This is a genomic window from Streptomyces sparsus, assembly GCF_054776295.1.
Genome location: NZ_BAAHCA010000030.1, coordinates 1 through 17,886 on the forward strand (window position 1 = coordinate 1; position 17,886 = coordinate 17,886).

At 69.7% G+C, this 17,886-nt stretch carries 12 protein-coding genes; 11 read left to right on the forward strand and 1 reads right to left on the reverse strand.

Features of this window, described 5'->3' with window-relative positions; all coding sequences use genetic code 11:
- Nucleotides 1–443: 443 nt before the first annotated feature.
- Entirely contained in the window at nucleotides 444–1,973 is a 1,530-nt protein-coding gene (locus ACYVE9_RS04055; protein ID WP_461026299.1) for a UDP-N-acetylglucosamine 1-carboxyvinyltransferase, read from the reverse strand.
- A gap of 439 nt (nucleotides 1,974–2,412) precedes the next feature.
- Here ACYVE9_RS04055 and acnA point away from each other — a divergent pair, with 439 nt between their 5' ends.
- The 11 genes from acnA to ACYVE9_RS04110 all read left to right on the forward strand — a co-directional run.
- On the forward strand, nucleotides 2,413–5,157 hold the full coding sequence (gene acnA / locus ACYVE9_RS04060) for an aconitate hydratase AcnA (RefSeq protein ID WP_461026300.1): 2,745 nt from the start codon (nucleotides 2,413–2,415) through the stop codon (nucleotides 5,155–5,157).
- A gap of 330 nt (nucleotides 5,158–5,487) precedes the next feature.
- Nucleotides 5,488–6,909: an N-acetylglucosamine/diacetylchitobiose ABC transporter substrate-binding protein gene (gene ngcE, locus ACYVE9_RS04065; RefSeq protein WP_461026301.1), complete on the forward strand. Its 1,422-nt coding sequence runs from the start codon at nucleotides 5,488–5,490 to the stop codon at nucleotides 6,907–6,909.
- Nucleotides 6,910–6,942: 33 nt separating this feature from the next.
- Nucleotides 6,943–7,872 (forward strand): carbohydrate ABC transporter permease, encoded by a 930-nt coding sequence (locus ACYVE9_RS04070; protein WP_461026302.1) that lies wholly within the window; start codon nucleotides 6,943–6,945, stop codon nucleotides 7,870–7,872.
- Between the two features lie 20 nt (nucleotides 7,873–7,892).
- On the forward strand, nucleotides 7,893–8,837 hold the full coding sequence (locus ACYVE9_RS04075) for a carbohydrate ABC transporter permease (protein WP_461026309.1): 945 nt from the start codon (nucleotides 7,893–7,895) through the stop codon (nucleotides 8,835–8,837).
- A 181-nt stretch (nucleotides 8,838–9,018) separates the two neighbouring features.
- Nucleotides 9,019–9,828, forward strand: a complete 810-nt coding sequence (locus ACYVE9_RS04080) for a TetR/AcrR family transcriptional regulator (RefSeq protein ID WP_461026303.1) — start codon at nucleotides 9,019–9,021, stop codon at nucleotides 9,826–9,828.
- A gap of 298 nt (nucleotides 9,829–10,126) precedes the next feature.
- Nucleotides 10,127–11,323 carry an ROK family transcriptional regulator gene (locus tag ACYVE9_RS04085; RefSeq protein ID WP_461026304.1) on the forward strand — a complete coding sequence of 399 codons (1,197 nt, stop codon included), beginning with the start codon at nucleotides 10,127–10,129 and terminating at the stop codon, nucleotides 11,321–11,323.
- 225 nt (nucleotides 11,324–11,548) lie between these two features.
- Nucleotides 11,549–12,652: an ABC transporter substrate-binding protein gene (locus ACYVE9_RS04090; protein WP_461026305.1), complete on the forward strand. Its 1,104-nt coding sequence runs from the start codon at nucleotides 11,549–11,551 to the stop codon at nucleotides 12,650–12,652.
- A 182-nt stretch (nucleotides 12,653–12,834) separates the two neighbouring features.
- Nucleotides 12,835–13,614, forward strand: a complete 780-nt coding sequence (locus ACYVE9_RS04095) for an ATP-binding cassette domain-containing protein (RefSeq protein ID WP_461026306.1) — start codon at nucleotides 12,835–12,837, stop codon at nucleotides 13,612–13,614.
- A complete protein-coding gene (locus ACYVE9_RS04100) occupies nucleotides 13,611–14,891 on the forward strand; it encodes a sugar ABC transporter permease (RefSeq protein WP_461026307.1) in 1,281 nt (426 codons plus the stop codon). Before ACYVE9_RS04095 ends, ACYVE9_RS04100 begins: the two co-directional genes overlap by 4 nt.
- A gap of 295 nt (nucleotides 14,892–15,186) precedes the next feature.
- Nucleotides 15,187–17,097 (forward strand): 1-deoxy-D-xylulose-5-phosphate synthase, encoded by a 1,911-nt coding sequence (gene dxs / locus ACYVE9_RS04105; protein ID WP_461026310.1) that lies wholly within the window; start codon nucleotides 15,187–15,189, stop codon nucleotides 17,095–17,097.
- Nucleotides 17,098–17,189: 92 nt separating this feature from the next.
- Nucleotides 17,190–17,886 (forward strand): ArnT family glycosyltransferase (locus ACYVE9_RS04110; protein WP_461026308.1); only part of this gene is annotated, 697 nt, incomplete at its 3' end.

Here is a 17,886-nt window from a genome sequence, read left to right on the forward strand (position 1 = left end):
CCACCGCGGTCGACGCTGTGGCCCCGCACGCCGGTGTCCGCACGACTGTTCCGGTCGCGGCGTTCCGGTCGCTGCACCCGCCCGTGCCCGCGGTGGGCGCGGTCGCCGCTGGGTGCCCGCTGTCTCGTGCGTGACCGGGTGCGTCCGGCGGCAGTCGGCCAGTCCGCGGAACGGCCTGGTCGAACGGAAAGCCGTGACGCCCATTCGACGCTCCGAACGCCTGTTGTCCTCCTGCCGGATCCGAAAGCCGCTTTTGACCTGTACTTCTTCCTTCCCAGCTGCGGTGACGTGCTTCCGATGACGTGTCACGTGAAGTGCCTGTCACCCGCAACCTCCGAGCCCGGCCAGAATTCCCAGAGGAGTCCCAGGGGTGCCCACAGGCCCCTCCTGTCTCGCGTTTGTGCGACTCAGGAGGGGTTTCGCGTACCTGTTCCCGGGTTCTTTCAGATGTCGCGGAAGATCTCGATCTGTGCGCCGACGGAGTTGAGGCGGGCGGCGAGGTCCTCGTAGCCGCGGTTGATGACGTAGACGTTGCGGAGCACGGACGTGCCCTCGGCGGCCATCATGGCGAGCAGGACGACCACGGCCGGGCGCAGCGCGGGCGGGCACATCATCTCGGCGGCGCGCCAGCGGGTGGGGCCCTCGACGAGCACGCGGTGCGGGTCGAGCAGTTGCAGGCGTCCGCCGAGCCGGTTGAGGTCGGTGAGGTAGATGGCGCGGTTGTCGTAGACCCAGTCGTGGATGAGGGTCGAGCCGTGCGCGGACGCGGCGATGGCGGCGAAGAACGGCACGTTGTCGATGTTCAGGCCGGGGAACGGCATGGGGTGGATCTTGTCGATGGGCGCCTCCAGTTTGGAGGGGCGCACGGTGAGGTCGACGAGGCGGGTGCGGCCGTTGTCCGCCGGGTACTCGGGGCTGCGGTCGTGGTCGAGGCCCATCTCCTCCAGTACGGCGAGCTCGACCTCCAGGAACTCCACGGGGGCGCGGCGGACGGTCAGTTCGGACTCGGTGACGACGGCCGCGGCGAGCAGGCTCATGGCCTCGACCGGGTCCTCGGAGGGGGAGTAGTCGACGTCCACGTCGATGTGGGCCTTGCCGTGCACGGTGAGCGTGGTGGTGCCGACGCCCTCCACCTGGACGCCCAGCAGCTCCAGGTAGAAGCACAAGTCTTGGACCATGTAGTTGGAGGACGCGTTCCGGATCACCGTGACGCCCGGGTGGCGGGCGGCGGCCAACAGGGCGTTCTCGGTGACGGTGTCGCCCCGTTCGGTCAGCACGATGGGCCGGTCGGGGCTCACGGACCGGTCGACGACGGCGTGGTAGGTGCCCTCGGTCGCCGTCACGTCGAGGCCGAAGCGGCGCAGCGCCTGGAGGTGCGGTTCGACGGTGCGGGTGCCGAGGTCGCAGCCGCCGGCGTAGGGCAGCTGGAAGTGGTCCAGGCGGTGCAGCAGGGGGCCCAGGAACATGATGACGGACCGGGTGCGGCGGGCCGCCTCGGCGTCCATGCCGGCGAGGTCGATGGTGGCCGGCGGCACGATCTCCAGGTCGCTGCTGTCGTTGATCCAGCGGGTCCGCACGCCGATCGAGCCGAGCACTTCCAGGATGCGGAAGACCTCCTCGATGCGGGCGACGCGGCGCAGCACGGTGCGTCCGGAGTTGAGCAGGGAGGCGCAGAGCAGCGCCACGCAGGCGTTCTTGCTCGTCTTGACGTCGATGCTGCCCGACAGGCGTCGCCCGCCGACCACGCGCAGGTGCATCGGACCGGAGTAGCCGAGGGCGACGATCTCGCTGTCCAGCGCTTCGCCGATGCGGGCGATCATCTCAAGGCTGATGTTCTGGTTGCCACGTTCGATGCGGTTCACGGCGCTCTGACTGGTCGCGAGTGCCTGCGCGAGCTGTGCCTGCGTCCAGCCCCGGTGCTGGCGGGCGTCCCGGATGAGCTTGCCGATACGGGCGAGGTAGTCGTCGGTCATGGACGTGACCCTATCTCAGATATGAGATGAACTCGCCTGTGAGTAGAGCCATTCGGGTGACGGCTGGGGTGTGGCCGACGGCGCTCGGGCGGGGACTGTTCTGCTGTCATATCTGTGTATAGCCGGTTTTGCTCATGCTCGCGCGCTGTGTCGGGTGTGTCCGTGACGCGCGGCAAGGCGCCGGTGGCGTGTCGCGGCGGACCGGGGGCGTGTCGGGGAGTCGGTCGGCGGCGCGCGGGTACGCGTGGCGGGCCGGGGCATGACCGTTCGACGGCGATGTACTACAGTTATCTCGACATCGAGATATCTGCCGGAGGGCGAGCCACTGCCCATGTTTCTTAGGTCACCCTAACTTAGGGCTACCTCAGCGGACGGGCAAGGTCCTGCAACGGCAGGATCGTGGTGGTACACGCGAATTCATGCATTGAAGGAGACTGTCGTGTCGGCGAACAGCTTCGTCGCTCGCAGCACGCTGCGAGTGGGCGACGAGTCGTACGAGATCTTCAGGCTGGACAAGGTCGAGGGCGCGGCGCGTCTTCCCTACAGCCTGAAGGTGCTGCTGGAGAACCTGCTCCGTACCGAGGACGGCGCGAACATCACCGCCGACCACATCCGGGCGGTGGGTGGCTGGGATCCGACGGCGCAGCCGAACCAGGAGATCCAGTTCACGCCGGCCCGCGTGATCATGCAGGACTTCACCGGCGTGCCGTGTGTGGTCGACCTCGCCACCATGCGTGAGGCGGTCAAGGAGCTGGGCGGTGACGCGGACCGCATCAACCCGCTGGCCCCGGCCGAGCTGGTCATCGACCACTCCGTCGTCGCCGACCGCTTCGGCACGCCGGAGGCGTTCGGTCAGAACGTCGAGCTGGAGTACGGCCGCAACCGCGAGCGCTACCAGTTCCTGCGCTGGGGCCAGACCGCGTTCGACGAGTTCAAGGTGGTGCCGCCCGGCACCGGCATCGTGCACCAGGTGAACATCGAGCACCTGGCCCGCACGGTCATGGTCCGCGGTGGCCAGGCCTACCCCGACACGCTGGTCGGCACCGACTCCCACACGACCATGGTCAACGGCCTGGGCGTGCTGGGCTGGGGCGTCGGCGGCATCGAGGCCGAGGCCGCGATGCTGGGCCAGCCGGTGTCGATGCTGATCCCGCGGGTCGTCGGCTTCAAGCTGACCGGTTCGCTGCCGACCGGCACCACCGCCACCGACCTGGTGCTCACCATCACCGAGATGCTGCGCAAGCACGGTGTGGTGGGCAAGTTCGTGGAGTTCTACGGTGAGGGCGTCGGCTCCGTGCCGCTGGCCAACCGCGCCACCATCGGCAACATGTCGCCGGAGTTCGGCTCCACCGCCGCGATGTTCCCGATCGACGCGGAGACGATCAACTACCTGCGGCTCACCGGCCGCGACGAGCAGCAGCTCGCCCTGGTCGAGGCGTACGCCAAGGAGCAGGGCCTCTGGCTCGCCCCGAACGCGGACCCCGCCGACGAGCCCGTCTTCTCCGAGTACCTGGAGCTGGACCTCGCCACCGTCGTGCCGTCCCTCGCGGGCCCGAAGCGCCCGCAGGACCGCATCGCGCTGTCCCACGCCGCCGACCAGTTCGGCCAGGACGTGCGCAACTACGTGGACGACACGGACCTCGACGAGGCGGGCAAGGAGTCCTTCCCGGCCTCCGACGCCCCTGCCGTCTCCAACGGCATCCCCGTCAAGCTGGTCACCGTGACCGCCCCCGACGGCTCGACCTACGAGATCGACCACGGCGCCGTGACGGTCGCCGCGATCACGTCCTGCACCAACACCTCGAACCCGTCGGTGATGGTCGGTGCCGCGCTGCTGGCGAAGAAGGCCGTGGAGAAGGGCCTGACCAGCAAGCCGTGGGTGAAGACCACGCTGGCCCCCGGGTCCAAGGTCGTCATGGACTACTACGACCGCGCCGGCCTGACGCCGTACCTGGACAAGCTGGGCTTCAACCTGGTCGGTTACGGCTGCACCACCTGCATCGGCAACTCCGGCCCGCTGCCGGACGAGGTCTCCAAGGCCGTCAACGAGCACGACCTCGCGGTGGTCTCGGTGCTGTCCGGCAACCGCAACTTCGAGGGCCGGATCAACCCCGACGTCAAGATGAACTACCTGGCGTCGCCGCCGCTGGTGGTGGCCTACGCCCTCGCCGGCTCCATGAAGGTGGACATCGCCCGCGACCCGATCGGCACCGACAAGGAGGGCAAGCCGGTCTTCCTGGCCGACGTGTGGCCCACCGAGGCGGAGATCGAGGAGGTCGTCGCCTCCGCGATCGGCCAGGAGATGTTCGGCCGCAGCTACAGCGACGTCTTCGCCGGCGACGCCCAGTGGCAGGCGCTGCCGATCCCCACCGGCAACACCTTCGAGTGGGACCCGGAGTCCACCTACGTCCGCAAGCCCCCGTACTTCGACGGCATGGGCATGGACCCGGACCCGGTCGAGGACATCTCCGGCGCCCGCGTGCTGGCCAAGCTGGGTGACTCCGTCACCACCGACCACATCTCCCCGGCCGGTGCGATCAAGGCCGACACCCCGGCCGCCAAGTACCTCAACGAGCACGGCGTGGAGCGTCGCGACTTCAACAGCTACGGCTCGCGCCGCGGCAACCACGAGGTCATGATCCGCGGCACCTTCGCCAACATCCGGCTGCGGAACCAGATCGCGCCCGGCACCGAGGGCGGCTACACCCGCGACTTCACCCAGTCTGACGACCCGGCCGACGCGCCGGTGACGTTCATCTACGACGCGTCGCAGAACTACCAGGCCGCGGGCATCCCGCTGGTCGTGCTGGCGGGCAAGGAGTACGGCTCCGGCTCGTCGCGCGACTGGGCCGCCAAGGGCACCGCGCTGCTGGGTGTGCGGGCGGTCGTCGCCGAGTCCTACGAGCGCATCCACCGCTCGAACCTGATCGGCATGGGTGTGCTGCCGCTCCAGTTCCCGGAGGGCACCTCCGCCGCGTCGCTGGGCCTGACCGGCGAGGAGGCCTACTCCATCACGGGCGTGACCGCGCTGAACGACGGCGGCGTTCCCGAGACGGTCAAGGTGAGCACCGACTCCGGCGTCGAGTTCGACGCCAAGGTGCGCATCGACACCCCGGGTGAGGCCGAGTACTACCGCAACGGCGGCATCATGCAGTACGTGCTGCGCTCGCTGATCCGGAAGTAACAACTCCGCTCAGTCGGCACCACCGACGGCGCCGCACCCCGCATCGGCGGGGTGCGGCGCCGTCGTGCGTGCCGGGGCACCGCTCGGCTGTGCTCGCCAGGTCTCAACTCGGGAAAGTCGCCGGGCGGTCCGGTTCTCGATCTTGCCTCGCCGGTGGGGAGTGGACTATACCTGTCGGCACCCGGACCGCCGGACGCAGTCGCGCGAGCGGACCCGACCGAACGACCCCAGCTTCAACTGACCCGCGGTGTCGGGCCCTTCGCCAGTGGCGCGTCGACGGGAGACCGGTAACACACCGCCTGAGTCCCGTAAGAAGGCGAGGACTTGAGCATGGGATCCACCAACGTCAACCGTCGTGACCTGATCAAGCGAGCGGCGGCGATCGGTCTGATCGCCGTGCCGGGAGTCGCGGCCCTCTCGGCGTGCGCGTCCGGCGGCGGTGAGGAGGGGAAGCCCGTCAAGAAGGGCACCGTCACCAAGGACAACCCCTTCGGTGTCAACAAGGGCAACGCTCTCGACGTGGTGGTATTCAAGGGCGGGTTCGGCGACGAGTACGCGAAGCAGTGGGAGAGCGTCTACGCGAAGAAGTGGGACGCGGAGGTCAGCCACCTGGGCACCCAGGAGATCACCGGAAAGCTCCAGCCCCGGTTCAACGCGGGCAACCCGCCGGACCTCGTCGACAACTCCGGTGCCCAGTCGATCAAGTTGGACGTGCTGCACAAGCAGGGCCAGCTGACGGACCTGACCCAGCTGCTCGACGCGCCCTCGGTCGACGACCCGGCCAAGAAGGTCCGCGACACCCTCATCCCGGGCACGGCGGAGAAGGGCTTCTTCGGCGGCAGAATGCACGCGCTGAACTACGTCTACACCGTCTGGGGCCTGTGGTACTCCGGCAAGCTGTTCGAGGACAACGGCTGGACCGCGCCCGAGACCTGGGACGACTTCCTCTCCGTGATGCAGGAGGCGAAGAAGAAGGGCATCGGCGGGCTCGCCCACCAGGGCAAACACCCCTACTACATGAACGTCGTCATCATGGACCTCATCGCCAAGACCGGCGGCCTGGACTCCATGAAGGCCATCGACAACCTCGACCCCAAGGCGTTCGTCGGCAACGACGCCGCCGAGCGGGCCATCGAGGCGGTGTACCAGATCGTCGACAAGGACCTGCTCATGCCCGGCACCAACGGGCTGGACCACGTCGAGTCGCAGACCAAGTGGAACGAGGGCAAGGCACTCTTCATCCCCAGCGGCTCCTGGCTGGAGAACGAGCAACTCAAGGCCACTCCGGAGGACTTCGAGATGACGTTCCTGCCGGTGCCGGTGCTCGACGGCAGCGTGATGCCGTTCCACGCGCTGCGGGCCGGAGCGGGTGAGCCGTTCATCGTGCCGGCGAAGGCCAAAAACCCCTTCGGCGGCCTGGAGTTCATGCGGCAGATGCTCTCCAAGGAGTGGTCCACGAGCTTCGCCAAGGAGGTCAGCTCACTGTCCATCGTCGACGGTGCCGTGAACGACGGCGTGCAGCTCCGGCCCGGCATCAAGTCGGCCATCGCCGCGGTCGACGCCTGCCCCGCCGAGGAGCGCTTCGACTACCTGTACACCGAGTGGTACAGCGAGATGGACGAGACCATCCGCAACGCCACCGCCGAACTCATGGCCAAGCGCATCAAGCCCGCCGACTGGCTGAAGAAGGCGCAGGCGGCAGTCGACAAGGCGGCGAAGGACCCGGCGAGCAAGAAGAACAAGCGGGACTGACCGAGGAGGGCGACGAGCCGGGAGCTGGGTGTCATGCGGCAAGGCAAGTACCCGTTCATCGCGGGGTTTCTCTTCATGCCCGTCGGGCTGTACCTGGTGTTCGTGGTCTGGCCCTACGTGCAGACCTTCGGATACTCGCTCACCGACTGGAGCGGGCAGTCCCAGTCGTTCAACTTCGTGGGCCTGGACAACTACCGCACGCTGTTCCAGGACGACGTGTTCCTCAGCGCGCTGCGGAACAACGTCCAGCTCCTGGTCTTCGTCCCCGTCCTCACCATCCTGCTCGCCCTGTTCTTCGCGTTCATGATCAACGTGGGCGGGCGCGGGACCGTCGGCGGCGTCCAGGGCGTGCGGGGAGCCGGTCTCTACCGGATCGTCTTCTTCTTCCCGCAGGTGCTGTCCATCGCGATCCTCGCGATCCTCTTCCGGGCGGTCTACCGCAGCGACGAGGCGGGGCTGCTCAACGGTGTGCTCGTCAAGGTCGGACTGTCGGACCCGGCGTCGCCCGTCGAGTGGCTCAACGACCCCGCCCTGGTGCGCTGGTGCCTGATCTTCGTGCTGGTGTGGTCGGGCGTCGGCTTCTACATGGTGCTCTTCTCGGCCGCCATGCAGTCCATCCCGCGGGACTACTTCGAAGCGGCGATGCTGGACGGTGCCAGCCGCACCCAGACGTTCTTCCGGCTCACGTTGCCGCTGCTGTGGGACACGGTGCAGACCGCGTGGGTCTTCCTGGCCATCCTGGCCATGGACGCGTTCCTGCTGGTGTCCACCCTCACCCCGGGCCAGTTCGGCGGCGGCCCCGACCACAGCAGCGAGGTCCTCGCCACCTACCTGATGCGGAACTTCAACGTCTTCGGCAAGGCCGGGTACGCCTGCGCCATCGGTGTCGTGATGCTGCTGTTCACCCTGGTCGTCTCACTCATCACGCTGCGGGCGAGCCGCCGCGAGCGCGTCGAGTTCTGAGGAGAGAAGCCGCCATGACGATGTCGACGCAGGAACCCCCGAAGATCCCGCCGCGCACGAAGGTGCCGGGCGACCCGGACGCCGGGTACGGGAAGGCGACCGGGGACCGGCCCTCCAGGGACGTGATGGAGGGCCGCACGCTCAACGTCTTCTCGCACGGCTTCCTCGTGCTGTGGACGGTCATGATCGTGCTGCCCCTGGTCTGGATCGTGCTGGGGGCCTTCAAGACCGACGCCGAGATCGGCTCCAGCGCCTGGAGCGTGCCCACGAACTGGGCGCTGGACGCCTTCCAGCGCGGCTGGGACAAGGGCGTCGGCGACTACCTGCTGAACACCGTCATCGTGATGGTGTTCTCGGTGCCGCTGACGATGCTGCTGGGCGCCATGGCCGCCTACGTCCTGGCGCGCTACGACTTCCCCGGAAACCGCTTCTTCTACTACTTCTTCGTCGCCGGGGCGATGTTCCCGGTGTTCCTCGCCCTCGTCCCGCTGTACTTCATGGTGAACCGGCTCGGTCTGCTGAACACCTACCAGGGCCTCGTCCTGGTCTACGTGGCCTACTCGCTGCCGTTCACGGTGTTCTTCCTCAGCTCGTTCTTCCGGACCCTGCCCACGGCCGTGCACGAGGCCGCCGTGCTCGACGGTGCCTCGCACACCCGGATCTTCTTCCAGGTCATGCTGCCGATGGCCAAACCCGGGCTGCTGAGCGTGGGCATCTTCAACGTGCTGGGGCAGTGGAACCAGTACATCCTGCCGCTCACCCTGATGCAGCAGCAGAGCGGCAGTGACCCCGACCGCTCGGTGCTGGCCCAGGGGCTGGTCAACATCATGCAGCAGCAGGGCTACGAGGGGGACCTGCCGGCTCTCTACGCAGGCATGACCATCGCCATGCTGCCGGTGCTCGTCGTCTACCTCTCCTTCCAGCGGCAGGTCCAGTCCGGGCTGACCGCCGCCACTCTCAAGTAGCCGCACCCCCTCACGCCCGCCGGTGGCCGGCGGTCCGGTGGCCGGTCGTCCCGGCCACCGGGCCGCGTCACCGTCCCCGCCGTCGGCTGGCCGGCTTGTAGGGTGACCGGAAAGCGGCTTTCGGGCGGTTCGCCGCCCGCGGCCCGACCGCCACCGGCACGGAACAGCGGGGGAGCGACGCATGGGCACCACCTCGTCCGGAGCCGGAGGCGCCCCGCCGGCCGGGGAGAGCACCCGGCTGCGGTTGGAGATGGTGGCCGCCGAACTGTTCCACCGGCAGGGCTATGCGAGGACGAGCGTGCGCGAGATCCTCGCCGGGCTGGGGCTGACGCCGGGCGCGATGTACAACCACTTCCGGTCCAAGGAGGAACTGCTCCACGCGATCGCCTCCCGCAACCACGCGGAACTCGCCGAGCGGCTGGCGTCCGCGTTGCGGGACGGGGGGCCGGACCCGGACCGTCAGCTGTGGGAGCTCACCCGGGCGGTGACCGTGTTCTGCGCGCTGCGCCGGGCCGAGACCTCGGTGAGCCGCACCGAGTACCGGTACCTGCCCCGGGAGCAGGCGGACGCCCTGTCCCAGCGCGAGCGCCGCCTCCGCGGGCAGTGCGAACACGTGCTGACGGCCGGCGTGGAGCGCGGCCTGTTCCGCATGGCGCTGCCGGACGGGCGCCCCGCCGACGTCCCGGTCACCGCGAAGGCGCTGTTCGACCTGTGCGTCAACGCCGGGCTCTGGTTCCGTCCGCAGGGCCGGCTCAGCGCGCACGACGTCGGTCTCCAGTACGCGGTGCTGTCGCTCCAGGCCGTCGGCGTGCCGCCCGCCGACATCCGCGCGATCGCCACCACCTCCTGCCACCCAGGCGGGACCCACCCGCCGACGACCCACCCGCCCGCGACCGGGCGGGGCGGTGGCCGACCGGGAGCGCTCCGGTTGGACGATATCCGCCGGGGGCCCGGACGGGCGGGCGGAACCACTTCCTCCGGCCCGCGGTGAGTCCCGCCGGGGGACCGGCTGGTCACGCTCTCACCCGGGCCGGGCACGACTCTCGACGGCATCGGCCACCTATCCGGCACCGTCGGCGGGCCGGTCGTCCGCGTCGTACCACGTGATCGACGTGCACTGGTCGTGTCGGCCACATTCGAGCACCCACCCCGCTCAAGGTCTTGACGGGGGAGAACCCCACACGGTCCCCTTAGAGTTCATATGTTGGAAACAGGCCGTTGCCCCACAGGTGTGGCGCGGTCGGCGGGCGGCCGGCGTGCCGTGCCGTCCAGGCGGGAGTGGATCAGTAGTGGAGACACCGGGATCGCAGTCCTCGCTGCACCGGGCCAACCTGGAGCGCGTCGTCCGGGCCGTGCGCATGGCCGGGTCGCTGACCCAGGCCGAGATCGCCAGGGCCACCGGGCTGTCGGCGGCCACCGTCTCCAATATCGTCCGGGAGCTCAAGGAGAGTGGCACGGTCGACGTCACCCCCACCTCCGCAGGTGGGCGCCGGGCGCGCAGCGTGTCGCTCTCCGGGGACGCGGGCGTCGTGGTGGGCGTCGACTTCGGGCACTCGCACCTGCGGGTGGCGATCGGCAACCTCGCGCACAAGGTGCTCGCCGAGGAGGCCGAACCGATCGACGTGGACGCCTCCGCCGCGCAGGGCTTCGACCGTGCCGAGCAGTTGGTCGAGCGGCTCATCGCCGCCACCGGGGTCAACCGGCAGAAGGTCATCGGCGTCGGTCTCGGGGTGCCCGGGCCGATCGACGTGGAGACCGGGGTGCTGGGCTCCACCGCCATCCTCCCGGGCTGGACCGGCATCAACCCGCGCGACGAACTCACCGGGCGCCTCGGTGTCGAGGTGCACGTCGACAACGACGCCAACCTGGGCGCCCTGGGAGAGCTCGTCTGGGGCAGCGGACGGGGCGTGGCGGACCTGGCCTACATCAAGGTGGCCAGCGGCGTCGGCGCCGGGCTGGTGATGGGCGGCCAGATCTACCGGGGGCCCGGGGGCACCGCGGGCGAGATCGGGCACATCACCCTCGACGAGTCCGGGCCGGTGTGCCGCTGCGGCAACCGCGGCTGCCTGGAGACGTTCACCGCCGCCCGCTACGTGCTGCCGCTGCTCACCCCGAGCCACGGAGCCGACCTGACCATGCCCTCGATGGTCGCGCTGGCCCGCGGCGGCGACCCGGGCTGCCGTCGGGTCGTGGCGGACATCGGCCGCCACATCGGCAGCGGTGTCGCCAACCTCTGCAACCTGCTGAACCCCAGCCGGGTGGTGCTGGGCGGGGATCTCGCAGAAGCGGGTGATCTGGTGCTCGACCCGATCCGGGACTCGGTCTCCCGTTACGCCATCCCCAGTGCCGCCCGCCAACTCTCGGTGGTGCCGGGCGCGTTGGGCGGACGTGCGGAGGTGCTCGGGGCCCTGGCGCTGGTGCTCAACGAGATGGGCGACGCCCCCCTGCTGGAGCCCGTCGGCGAGGTGGTCCCGGCCTCGGCCTGACCTCGTACGGCGGGTCGGAGCCGCTCCGTGCAGGCCCGTACGGGCAGTTGCCCGTACGGGCCTGCGGAGTGCCCGAATCCGGTGGACACGCTGCGTTCAGGTTGTTCACGCATGGCATCGTTGCCTTCTCGTTAATTATTTACTTCTTGACGACGCACTCGGCTGGCGGTTGACTTCACGCCACCTCGGTCGCACCGTCGCGGCCTCGTCAGGGAGGTACCCATCATGAACGCGACTCTCCGTCGTGCCGCTGTCGCTCTTGCCGCCACCGCAATGGCCACTTCGCTCGCCGCTTGCGGCAGTGCGAAGGAGTCCGGTGGCAACACCGATACGGAAGAGAAGAAGAAGGACGGTCCGCTCTCCATCGGCCTGCTGCTGCCGGAGGACCAGACCGCCCGCTACGAGAACTTCGACCGGCCGCTCATCGAAGCCAAGATCAAGGAGCTGTGCGCCGACTGCTCGGTGACGTACGTCAACGCCAAGCAGGACGCGTCCGTCCAGCAGCAGCAGATGAACTCGATGATCACCAAGGACGTCGACGTGATCATCCTGGACGCGGTGGACGCCAAGTCGGTCTCCGGATCGGTGAAGAAGGCCGACGAGGCCGGCATCCCGGTCGTCGCCTACGACCGTCTCGCCGAGGGCCCGATCTCCGCCTACACCTCCTTCGACAACGAGGAGGTCGGCAGGGTCCAGGGACAGGCGCTGCTCGACGAGATCGGTGACAAGGCCGACGACGGCCAGATCGTCATGATGAACGGCTCGCCGACCGACCCCAACGCGGCGATGTTCAAGAAGGGCGCGCTGTCCGTCCTCGAGGGCAAGGTGAAGGTGGGCAAGTCCTACGACACCACCGAGTGGAAGCCCAGCGAGGCCAACAAGAACATGAACGGCGCGATCGCGTCGATCGGCAAGGACAAGATCGTCGGCGTCTACTCCGCCAACGACGGCATGGCGGGCGGCATCATCACCGCGCTCAAGGGCGCCGGCTTCGACACCCTGCCGCCGGTCACCGGCCAGGACGCCGAACTCGCCGGTGTGCAGCGCATCGTCGCCGGTGAGCAGTTCATGAGCGTCTACAAGCCGTACAAGCCCGAGGCGGACGCGGCGGCCGAGATGGCCATCGCGCTTGCCCGCGGTGAGGAAGTCAAGGCGGAGTCCACCATCGACAGCCCCACCACCAAGGGTGTGCCGGCCACGCTGATCAAGCCGGTCTCGCTCACCGTCGACAACATCGAGGAGACCGTGCTCAAGGACGGCCTCTACAAGCTGAACGACATCTGCACGGCCAAGTACCAGAAGGCGTGCGAGAAGGCCGGCCTGAAGTAATCCGCCGGCCGGGAGTCCGGGAGGGGCCTCGAACGCCCCTCCCGGGACGGGGAGGCCCTTCCGCCGCGGGAGGCGAAACCTTCCGCCCCGCTCAGCTGCCGCCCAGTCCCGGTCCCGGGGTGCCCACCCCGGGACCGGGCCGGGCGGATGTCCTTGCGCACATCCCCTAGGAGTTGGTCCTCATGTCCGCTACGCCGGTTCTGGCGTTGCGCGGAGTCTCCAAGCGCTTCGGTGCCGTCCAGGCGCTCACCGAAGTCGACCTGGAGGTCCACGCCGGTGAGGTGGTCGCGCTCGTCGGCGACAACGGCGCCGGCAAGTCCACCCTCGTCAAGACCATCGCCGGAGTCGGCCCCGCCGACGAGGGCACCCTCGAGTGGCAGGGCCGCCCTGCCACGGTGAACCGCCCGCACGACGCCCAGGACCTGGGCATCGCCACCGTCTACCAGGACCTCGCGCTCTGCGACAACCTGGACGTCGTCGGCAACCTGTACCTCGGCCGCGAGGTCCACCGCGCCGGCGTGCTCGACGAGGTGCGGATGGAGAGCCGCAGCCGTGAGCTGCTCGACTCGCTGTCGATCCGCATCCCCAGCGTGCGCATCCCCGTCGCCTCGCTCTCCGGCGGTCAGCGGCAGGTCGTGGCCATCGCCCGCTCGATGCTCGGCGAGCCCAAGCTCGTCATCCTCGACGAACCCACCGCGGCGCTCGGCGTCGAGCAGACCGCGCAGGTCCTCGACCTGGTGGAGCGGCTGCGGGAACGCGGCCTCGCGGTCATCCTCATCAGCCACAACATGGCCGACGTCAAGGCCGTCGCGGACAAGGTCGCCGTGCTCCGGCTCGGCCGCAACAACGGCGTCTTCGACGTCGCGACGACCTCGCAGGAGGAGATCATCTCCGCCATCACCGGCGCCACGGAAAACGCCGTGACCCGACGCAAGGCACGCACCGCGGAGGGAACGCAGTGAGCACCGACCTCTCCAAGTCCCCCGGGGACAGCACGTCGGCGGCAGCCACCGGCGACAGCCCCCTGGTCGACCCCCGGCTGCTCGTCCGCGAGCAGGGCCTCAAGGGCTACCTGAGCGACTTCGCGCGCAAGATGCGCAGCGGTGAGCTCGGCTCGGTCCCCGTCGTCGTCGGCCTGATCGTCATCTGGGCGATCTTCCAGACGCTGGACTCGAACTTCCTGTCGGCGCAGAACCTCAGCAACCTCTCCGTCTACGTCGTCGGCACCGGCCTCATCTCGGTCGGCATCGTCTTCGTGCTGCTGCTCGGCGAGATCGACCTCTCCGTCGGCTCGGTCAGCGGTCTCTCCGGCGCGGTGTTCGCGGTGCTGGCCGTCAACAACGGCATGGCCGAGTGGCTGGCGGTGATCCTCGCGCTGCTCACCGGTGCCGCCGCCGGCGCGGTCCACGGCTTCTTCTTCGCGAAGATCGGTGTGCCCGCGTTCGTCGTCACCCTCGCCGGCCTGCTCGCCTGGAACGGCCTGATGCTCCAGGTCCTGGACCGCACCGGCACGATCAACCTGGACGACCAGGGCCTCGTCGCCACGCTGTCCAGCCACTACTTCTCCGACGTCGCGGCCGCCTACGGTCTCGCCCTGGTCGCGGTGGTCTGCTACTTCGGCGCGCAGTTCATGGACACCCGCCGCCGCTCGGCGGCCGGGGTGCCGTCCAGGCCGATGAGCGAGATCGCCGTCCGCACGGGTGTGCTGGCCGTCCTCGCCTTCGTGGCCGCGTACATGCTCAACCAGTACCGTGGTCTGCCGCTGGCGCTGCTGATCTTCCTGATCGTGCTGGTCGGCTTCGACCTGCTGCTGCGCCGCACCACCTACGGCCGAAAGGTGTTCGCCCTGGGCGGCAACACCGAGGCCGCCCGCCGGGCCGGCATCAACGTGGTCGCGGTGCGGATCTCGGTGTTCTCCCTGGCCGGCACGATGGCCGCGTGCGGCGGTCTGCTGATCGCCTCCCGCATCGCCGCGGCGAACCAGGGCGCCGGCAGCGGCAACCTCCTGATGGAGGCCATCGCCGCGGCCGTCATCGGCGGCACCAGCCTCTTCGGCGGCCGGGGCAAGGTCTGGTCGGCACTGCTCGGCATGCTGGTCATCGGCTCCATCGCCAACGGCCTGGCGCTGCTCGGCAGCCCCGCCCACGTCCAGTACATGATCACCGGTGGTGTGCTGCTGGCGGCCGTCGTCATCGACTCGGTCTCCCGCCGCACCCAGAAGTCCGCCGGCCGTACCTGACCGGCCACCCGGTGGCGGGCCCACGGCCCCCACCCGCACCACGGCGCCCGCCCGTACCACCCGCCCCGTAAGGGGGCGCGGACTGGTACCGGCGGGCGTCGCGCGTACGGGGCGCGCCCGCGTCCCGCGCCCCCCGCGTGACGCATCTCGCACCCTCCGGAGTACGCCGTTCGGGCCGGAACATTAGACTCAACTGATCGGCTCAGGCCTGTACCGGCTCGACAGCTAAGGAGGCTCAGTGCCAAAGGTGCCGCGCGACGAGCGTCAACCCGACGCGGTGGGTGACGACGGGGCGATGCTGACCCGCATCAAGGGACCGCGCGACCTCGACGGACTCAGCCCGGAACAGCTCGACCAGCTGGCCGCTGAGATCCGCGGATTCCTCGTGGGAGCCGTCTCCAGGACGGGCGGCCACCTGGGCCCCAACCTGGGCGTGGTCGAACTGACCATCGCCCTGCACCGGGTCTTCGACTCCCCACGGGACAAGGTGCTCTTCGACACCGGCCACCAGAGCTACGTGCACAAGCTGCTCACCGGACGGCAGGACTTCTCCCGGCTGCGGACCAAGGGCGGCCTCTCCGGCTACCCGTCGCGCGCCGAGTCCGAGCACGACGTGATCGAGAACAGCCACGCCTCGACGGTGCTGGGCTGGGCCGACGGCATCGCCAAGGCCAACGAGCTGCGCCGCACCGGCGACCACGTGGTGGCCGTCATCGGCGACGGCGCGCTCACCGGCGGCATGGCCTGGGAGGCGCTGAACAACATCGCCGCGGCCAAGGACCGGCCGCTGGTCATCGTCGTCAACGACAACGAGCGCTCCTACGCGCCCACCATCGGCGGCCTCGCCAACCACCTCGCGACCCTGCGCACCACGGACGGTTACGAGCGCTTCCTGGCCCGCGGCAAGGAGGTGCTCAACCGCACCCCGGTCGTCGGCAGGCCGCTCTACGAGACGCTGCACGGCGCCAAGAAGGGCCTCAAGGACTTCATCGCGCCCCAGGGACTGTTCGAGGACCTCGGCCTGAAGTACGTCGGCCCGATCGACGGCCACGACATCACCGCGGTCGAGTCCGCACTCCAGCGCGCCAAACGGTTCGGCGGCCCGGTCATCGTGCACTGCCTCACCGAGAAGGGCCGCGGCTACCAGCCGGCCCGCCAGGACGAGGCGGACCAGTTCCACGCCGTCGGCGTCATCCACCCTGACACCGGGCTGCCCGTCAGCTCCTCCGGGGCGGACTGGACGTCCGTCTTCGGTGAGGAGATGGTCCACCTCGGCCGGGAGCGCGAGGACATCGTCGCCATCACCGCCGCGATGATGCGCCCCACCGGGCTGCACCGGTTCGCCGAGGCGTTCCCGGACCGGGTCTACGACGTGGGCATCGCCGAACAGCACGGCGCGGTCTCCGCCGCCGGCCTCGCCACCGCCGGCATGCACCCGGTGTTCGCGGTGTACGCCACCTTCCTCAACCGCGCGTTCGACCAGGTCCTGATGGACGTCGCCCTGCACCGCCTGGGCGTCACCTTCGTCCTGGACCGGGCCGGTGTCACCGGCACCGACGGCGCCTCGCACAACGGCATGTGGGACATGTCGATCCTTCAGGTGGTGCCCGGCCTGCGGATCGCCGCGCCGCGCGACGCGGACCAGCTCCGCGTCCAGCTGCGCGAGGCGGTCACCGTGGACGACGCGCCCACCGTGGTGCGCTACTCCAAGGGCGCGGTGGGCCCTGCGGTGCCCGCGGTGGGCACCGTCGGCGGCATGGACGTGCTGCGGCACGCCGGGACGGACCAGCCGGACGTGCTGCTCGTCTCGGTGGGCGCACTGGCCCCGATGTGCCTGGAGATCGCCGGCCTGCTGGAGCAGCAGGGCATCTCGACCACGGTGGTCGACCCGCGCTGGGTCAAGCCGGTCGACGCCGCCCTGCCGCCGCTCGCCGAACGGCACCGGGTGGTCGTCACCGTCGAGGACAACAGCCGCGCCGGCGGCGTGGGCAGCGCGGTGTCGCAGGCGCTGCGCGACGCGGGAGTGGACGTCCCACTGCGGGACTTCGGCATCCCGCCGCGCTTCCTCGACCACGCCTCCCGCAAGGAGGTGCTGGCCGAGATCGGCCTGACCGCACCCGACATCGCCCGGCAGGTCACCGGCCTGGTGGCCCGCTACGGCGACCTCGACGAGCCGGCCGCCGCCCGTGAGCGGGCCCGCGACTGACCGCTCGGCGGCACCGGCGCACACCTCCGCCCGATCCGGCCCCGCACGCCCCCTTCACCGGGGCGCTGTGCGGGGCCGGATAGGTTGGGCCCATGCCGACCGCTGAGCCACCGCAGGGCAGGTACGCGCTGTCGATCCCGGACAGCCCGCGGACCCCGGCATACCCTGACGAACCGTCACACACCGCCGCAAGCCGCCGGTTGCGATGGGCGGCGGTCGGCGGCGGTCGGCAGCGCACCCCCTCCGCGCACTACTGGCTGTGGCTGTTCCCGCTGCTGCTCGCGGTGTCCGCCGCCGTCCGGCTGCCGTCGTTCAGCCGCCCGCTGTGGAACCCCGACGAGGGCTTCCTCGCCACGCAGGCCCGGATGCTCGCGGACGGCGGCACGCTCTACGACAACGTCGTGGACCGCAAACCGCCGCTGCTGCCGTGGCTCTACCAGGCGTCCTTCGCCGTGTTCGGCGACACGTCGCTGTGGCCGCTGAAAGTGCTCGCGGTGATCGCCGTCGCGGCCACCGCGGCCCTGCTGGCCTCCTTCGCCCGCCGCCGCTGGGGCGACCGGGCCGGTGTGACGGCCGGCCTGCTGTGCGTGCTGGCGTCGATCGGCCTCAATCCGGAGGACACCCAGGCGGCCACCTTCGAGGTGTTCATGCTGCCGATGACCGCGGCGGCGATCTGGTGCGCCGACCGGCGACGCTGGGCGGCGGCCGGCCTGTTCGTGGCCGGTGCCGTACTCGTCAAGCAGACCGGCGGCGCCGTGCTGCTGCCGGTGCTCTACCTGCTGTGGCGGA

Excerpts from the sequence above, each read along its gene's own strand:
- ACYVE9_RS04055 (WP_461026299.1), bottom strand. The coding sequence starts at position 1,973 with ATGACCGACGACTACCTCGCCCGTATCGGCAAGCTCATCCGGGACGCC.
- ngcE (WP_461026301.1), top strand. The coding sequence starts at position 5,488 with ATGGGATCCACCAACGTCAACCGTCGTGACCTGATCAAGCGAGCGGCG.
- ACYVE9_RS04070 (WP_461026302.1), top strand. The coding sequence starts at position 6,943 with ATGCGGCAAGGCAAGTACCCGTTCATCGCGGGGTTTCTCTTCATGCCC.
- ACYVE9_RS04075 (WP_461026309.1), top strand. The coding sequence starts at position 7,893 with ATGTCGACGCAGGAACCCCCGAAGATCCCGCCGCGCACGAAGGTGCCG.
- ACYVE9_RS04080 (WP_461026303.1), top strand. The coding sequence starts at position 9,019 with ATGGGCACCACCTCGTCCGGAGCCGGAGGCGCCCCGCCGGCCGGGGAG.
- ACYVE9_RS04090 (WP_461026305.1), top strand. The coding sequence starts at position 11,549 with ATGAACGCGACTCTCCGTCGTGCCGCTGTCGCTCTTGCCGCCACCGCA.
- ACYVE9_RS04095 (WP_461026306.1), top strand. The coding sequence starts at position 12,835 with ATGTCCGCTACGCCGGTTCTGGCGTTGCGCGGAGTCTCCAAGCGCTTC.
- dxs (WP_461026310.1), top strand. The coding sequence starts at position 15,187 with ATGCTGACCCGCATCAAGGGACCGCGCGACCTCGACGGACTCAGCCCG.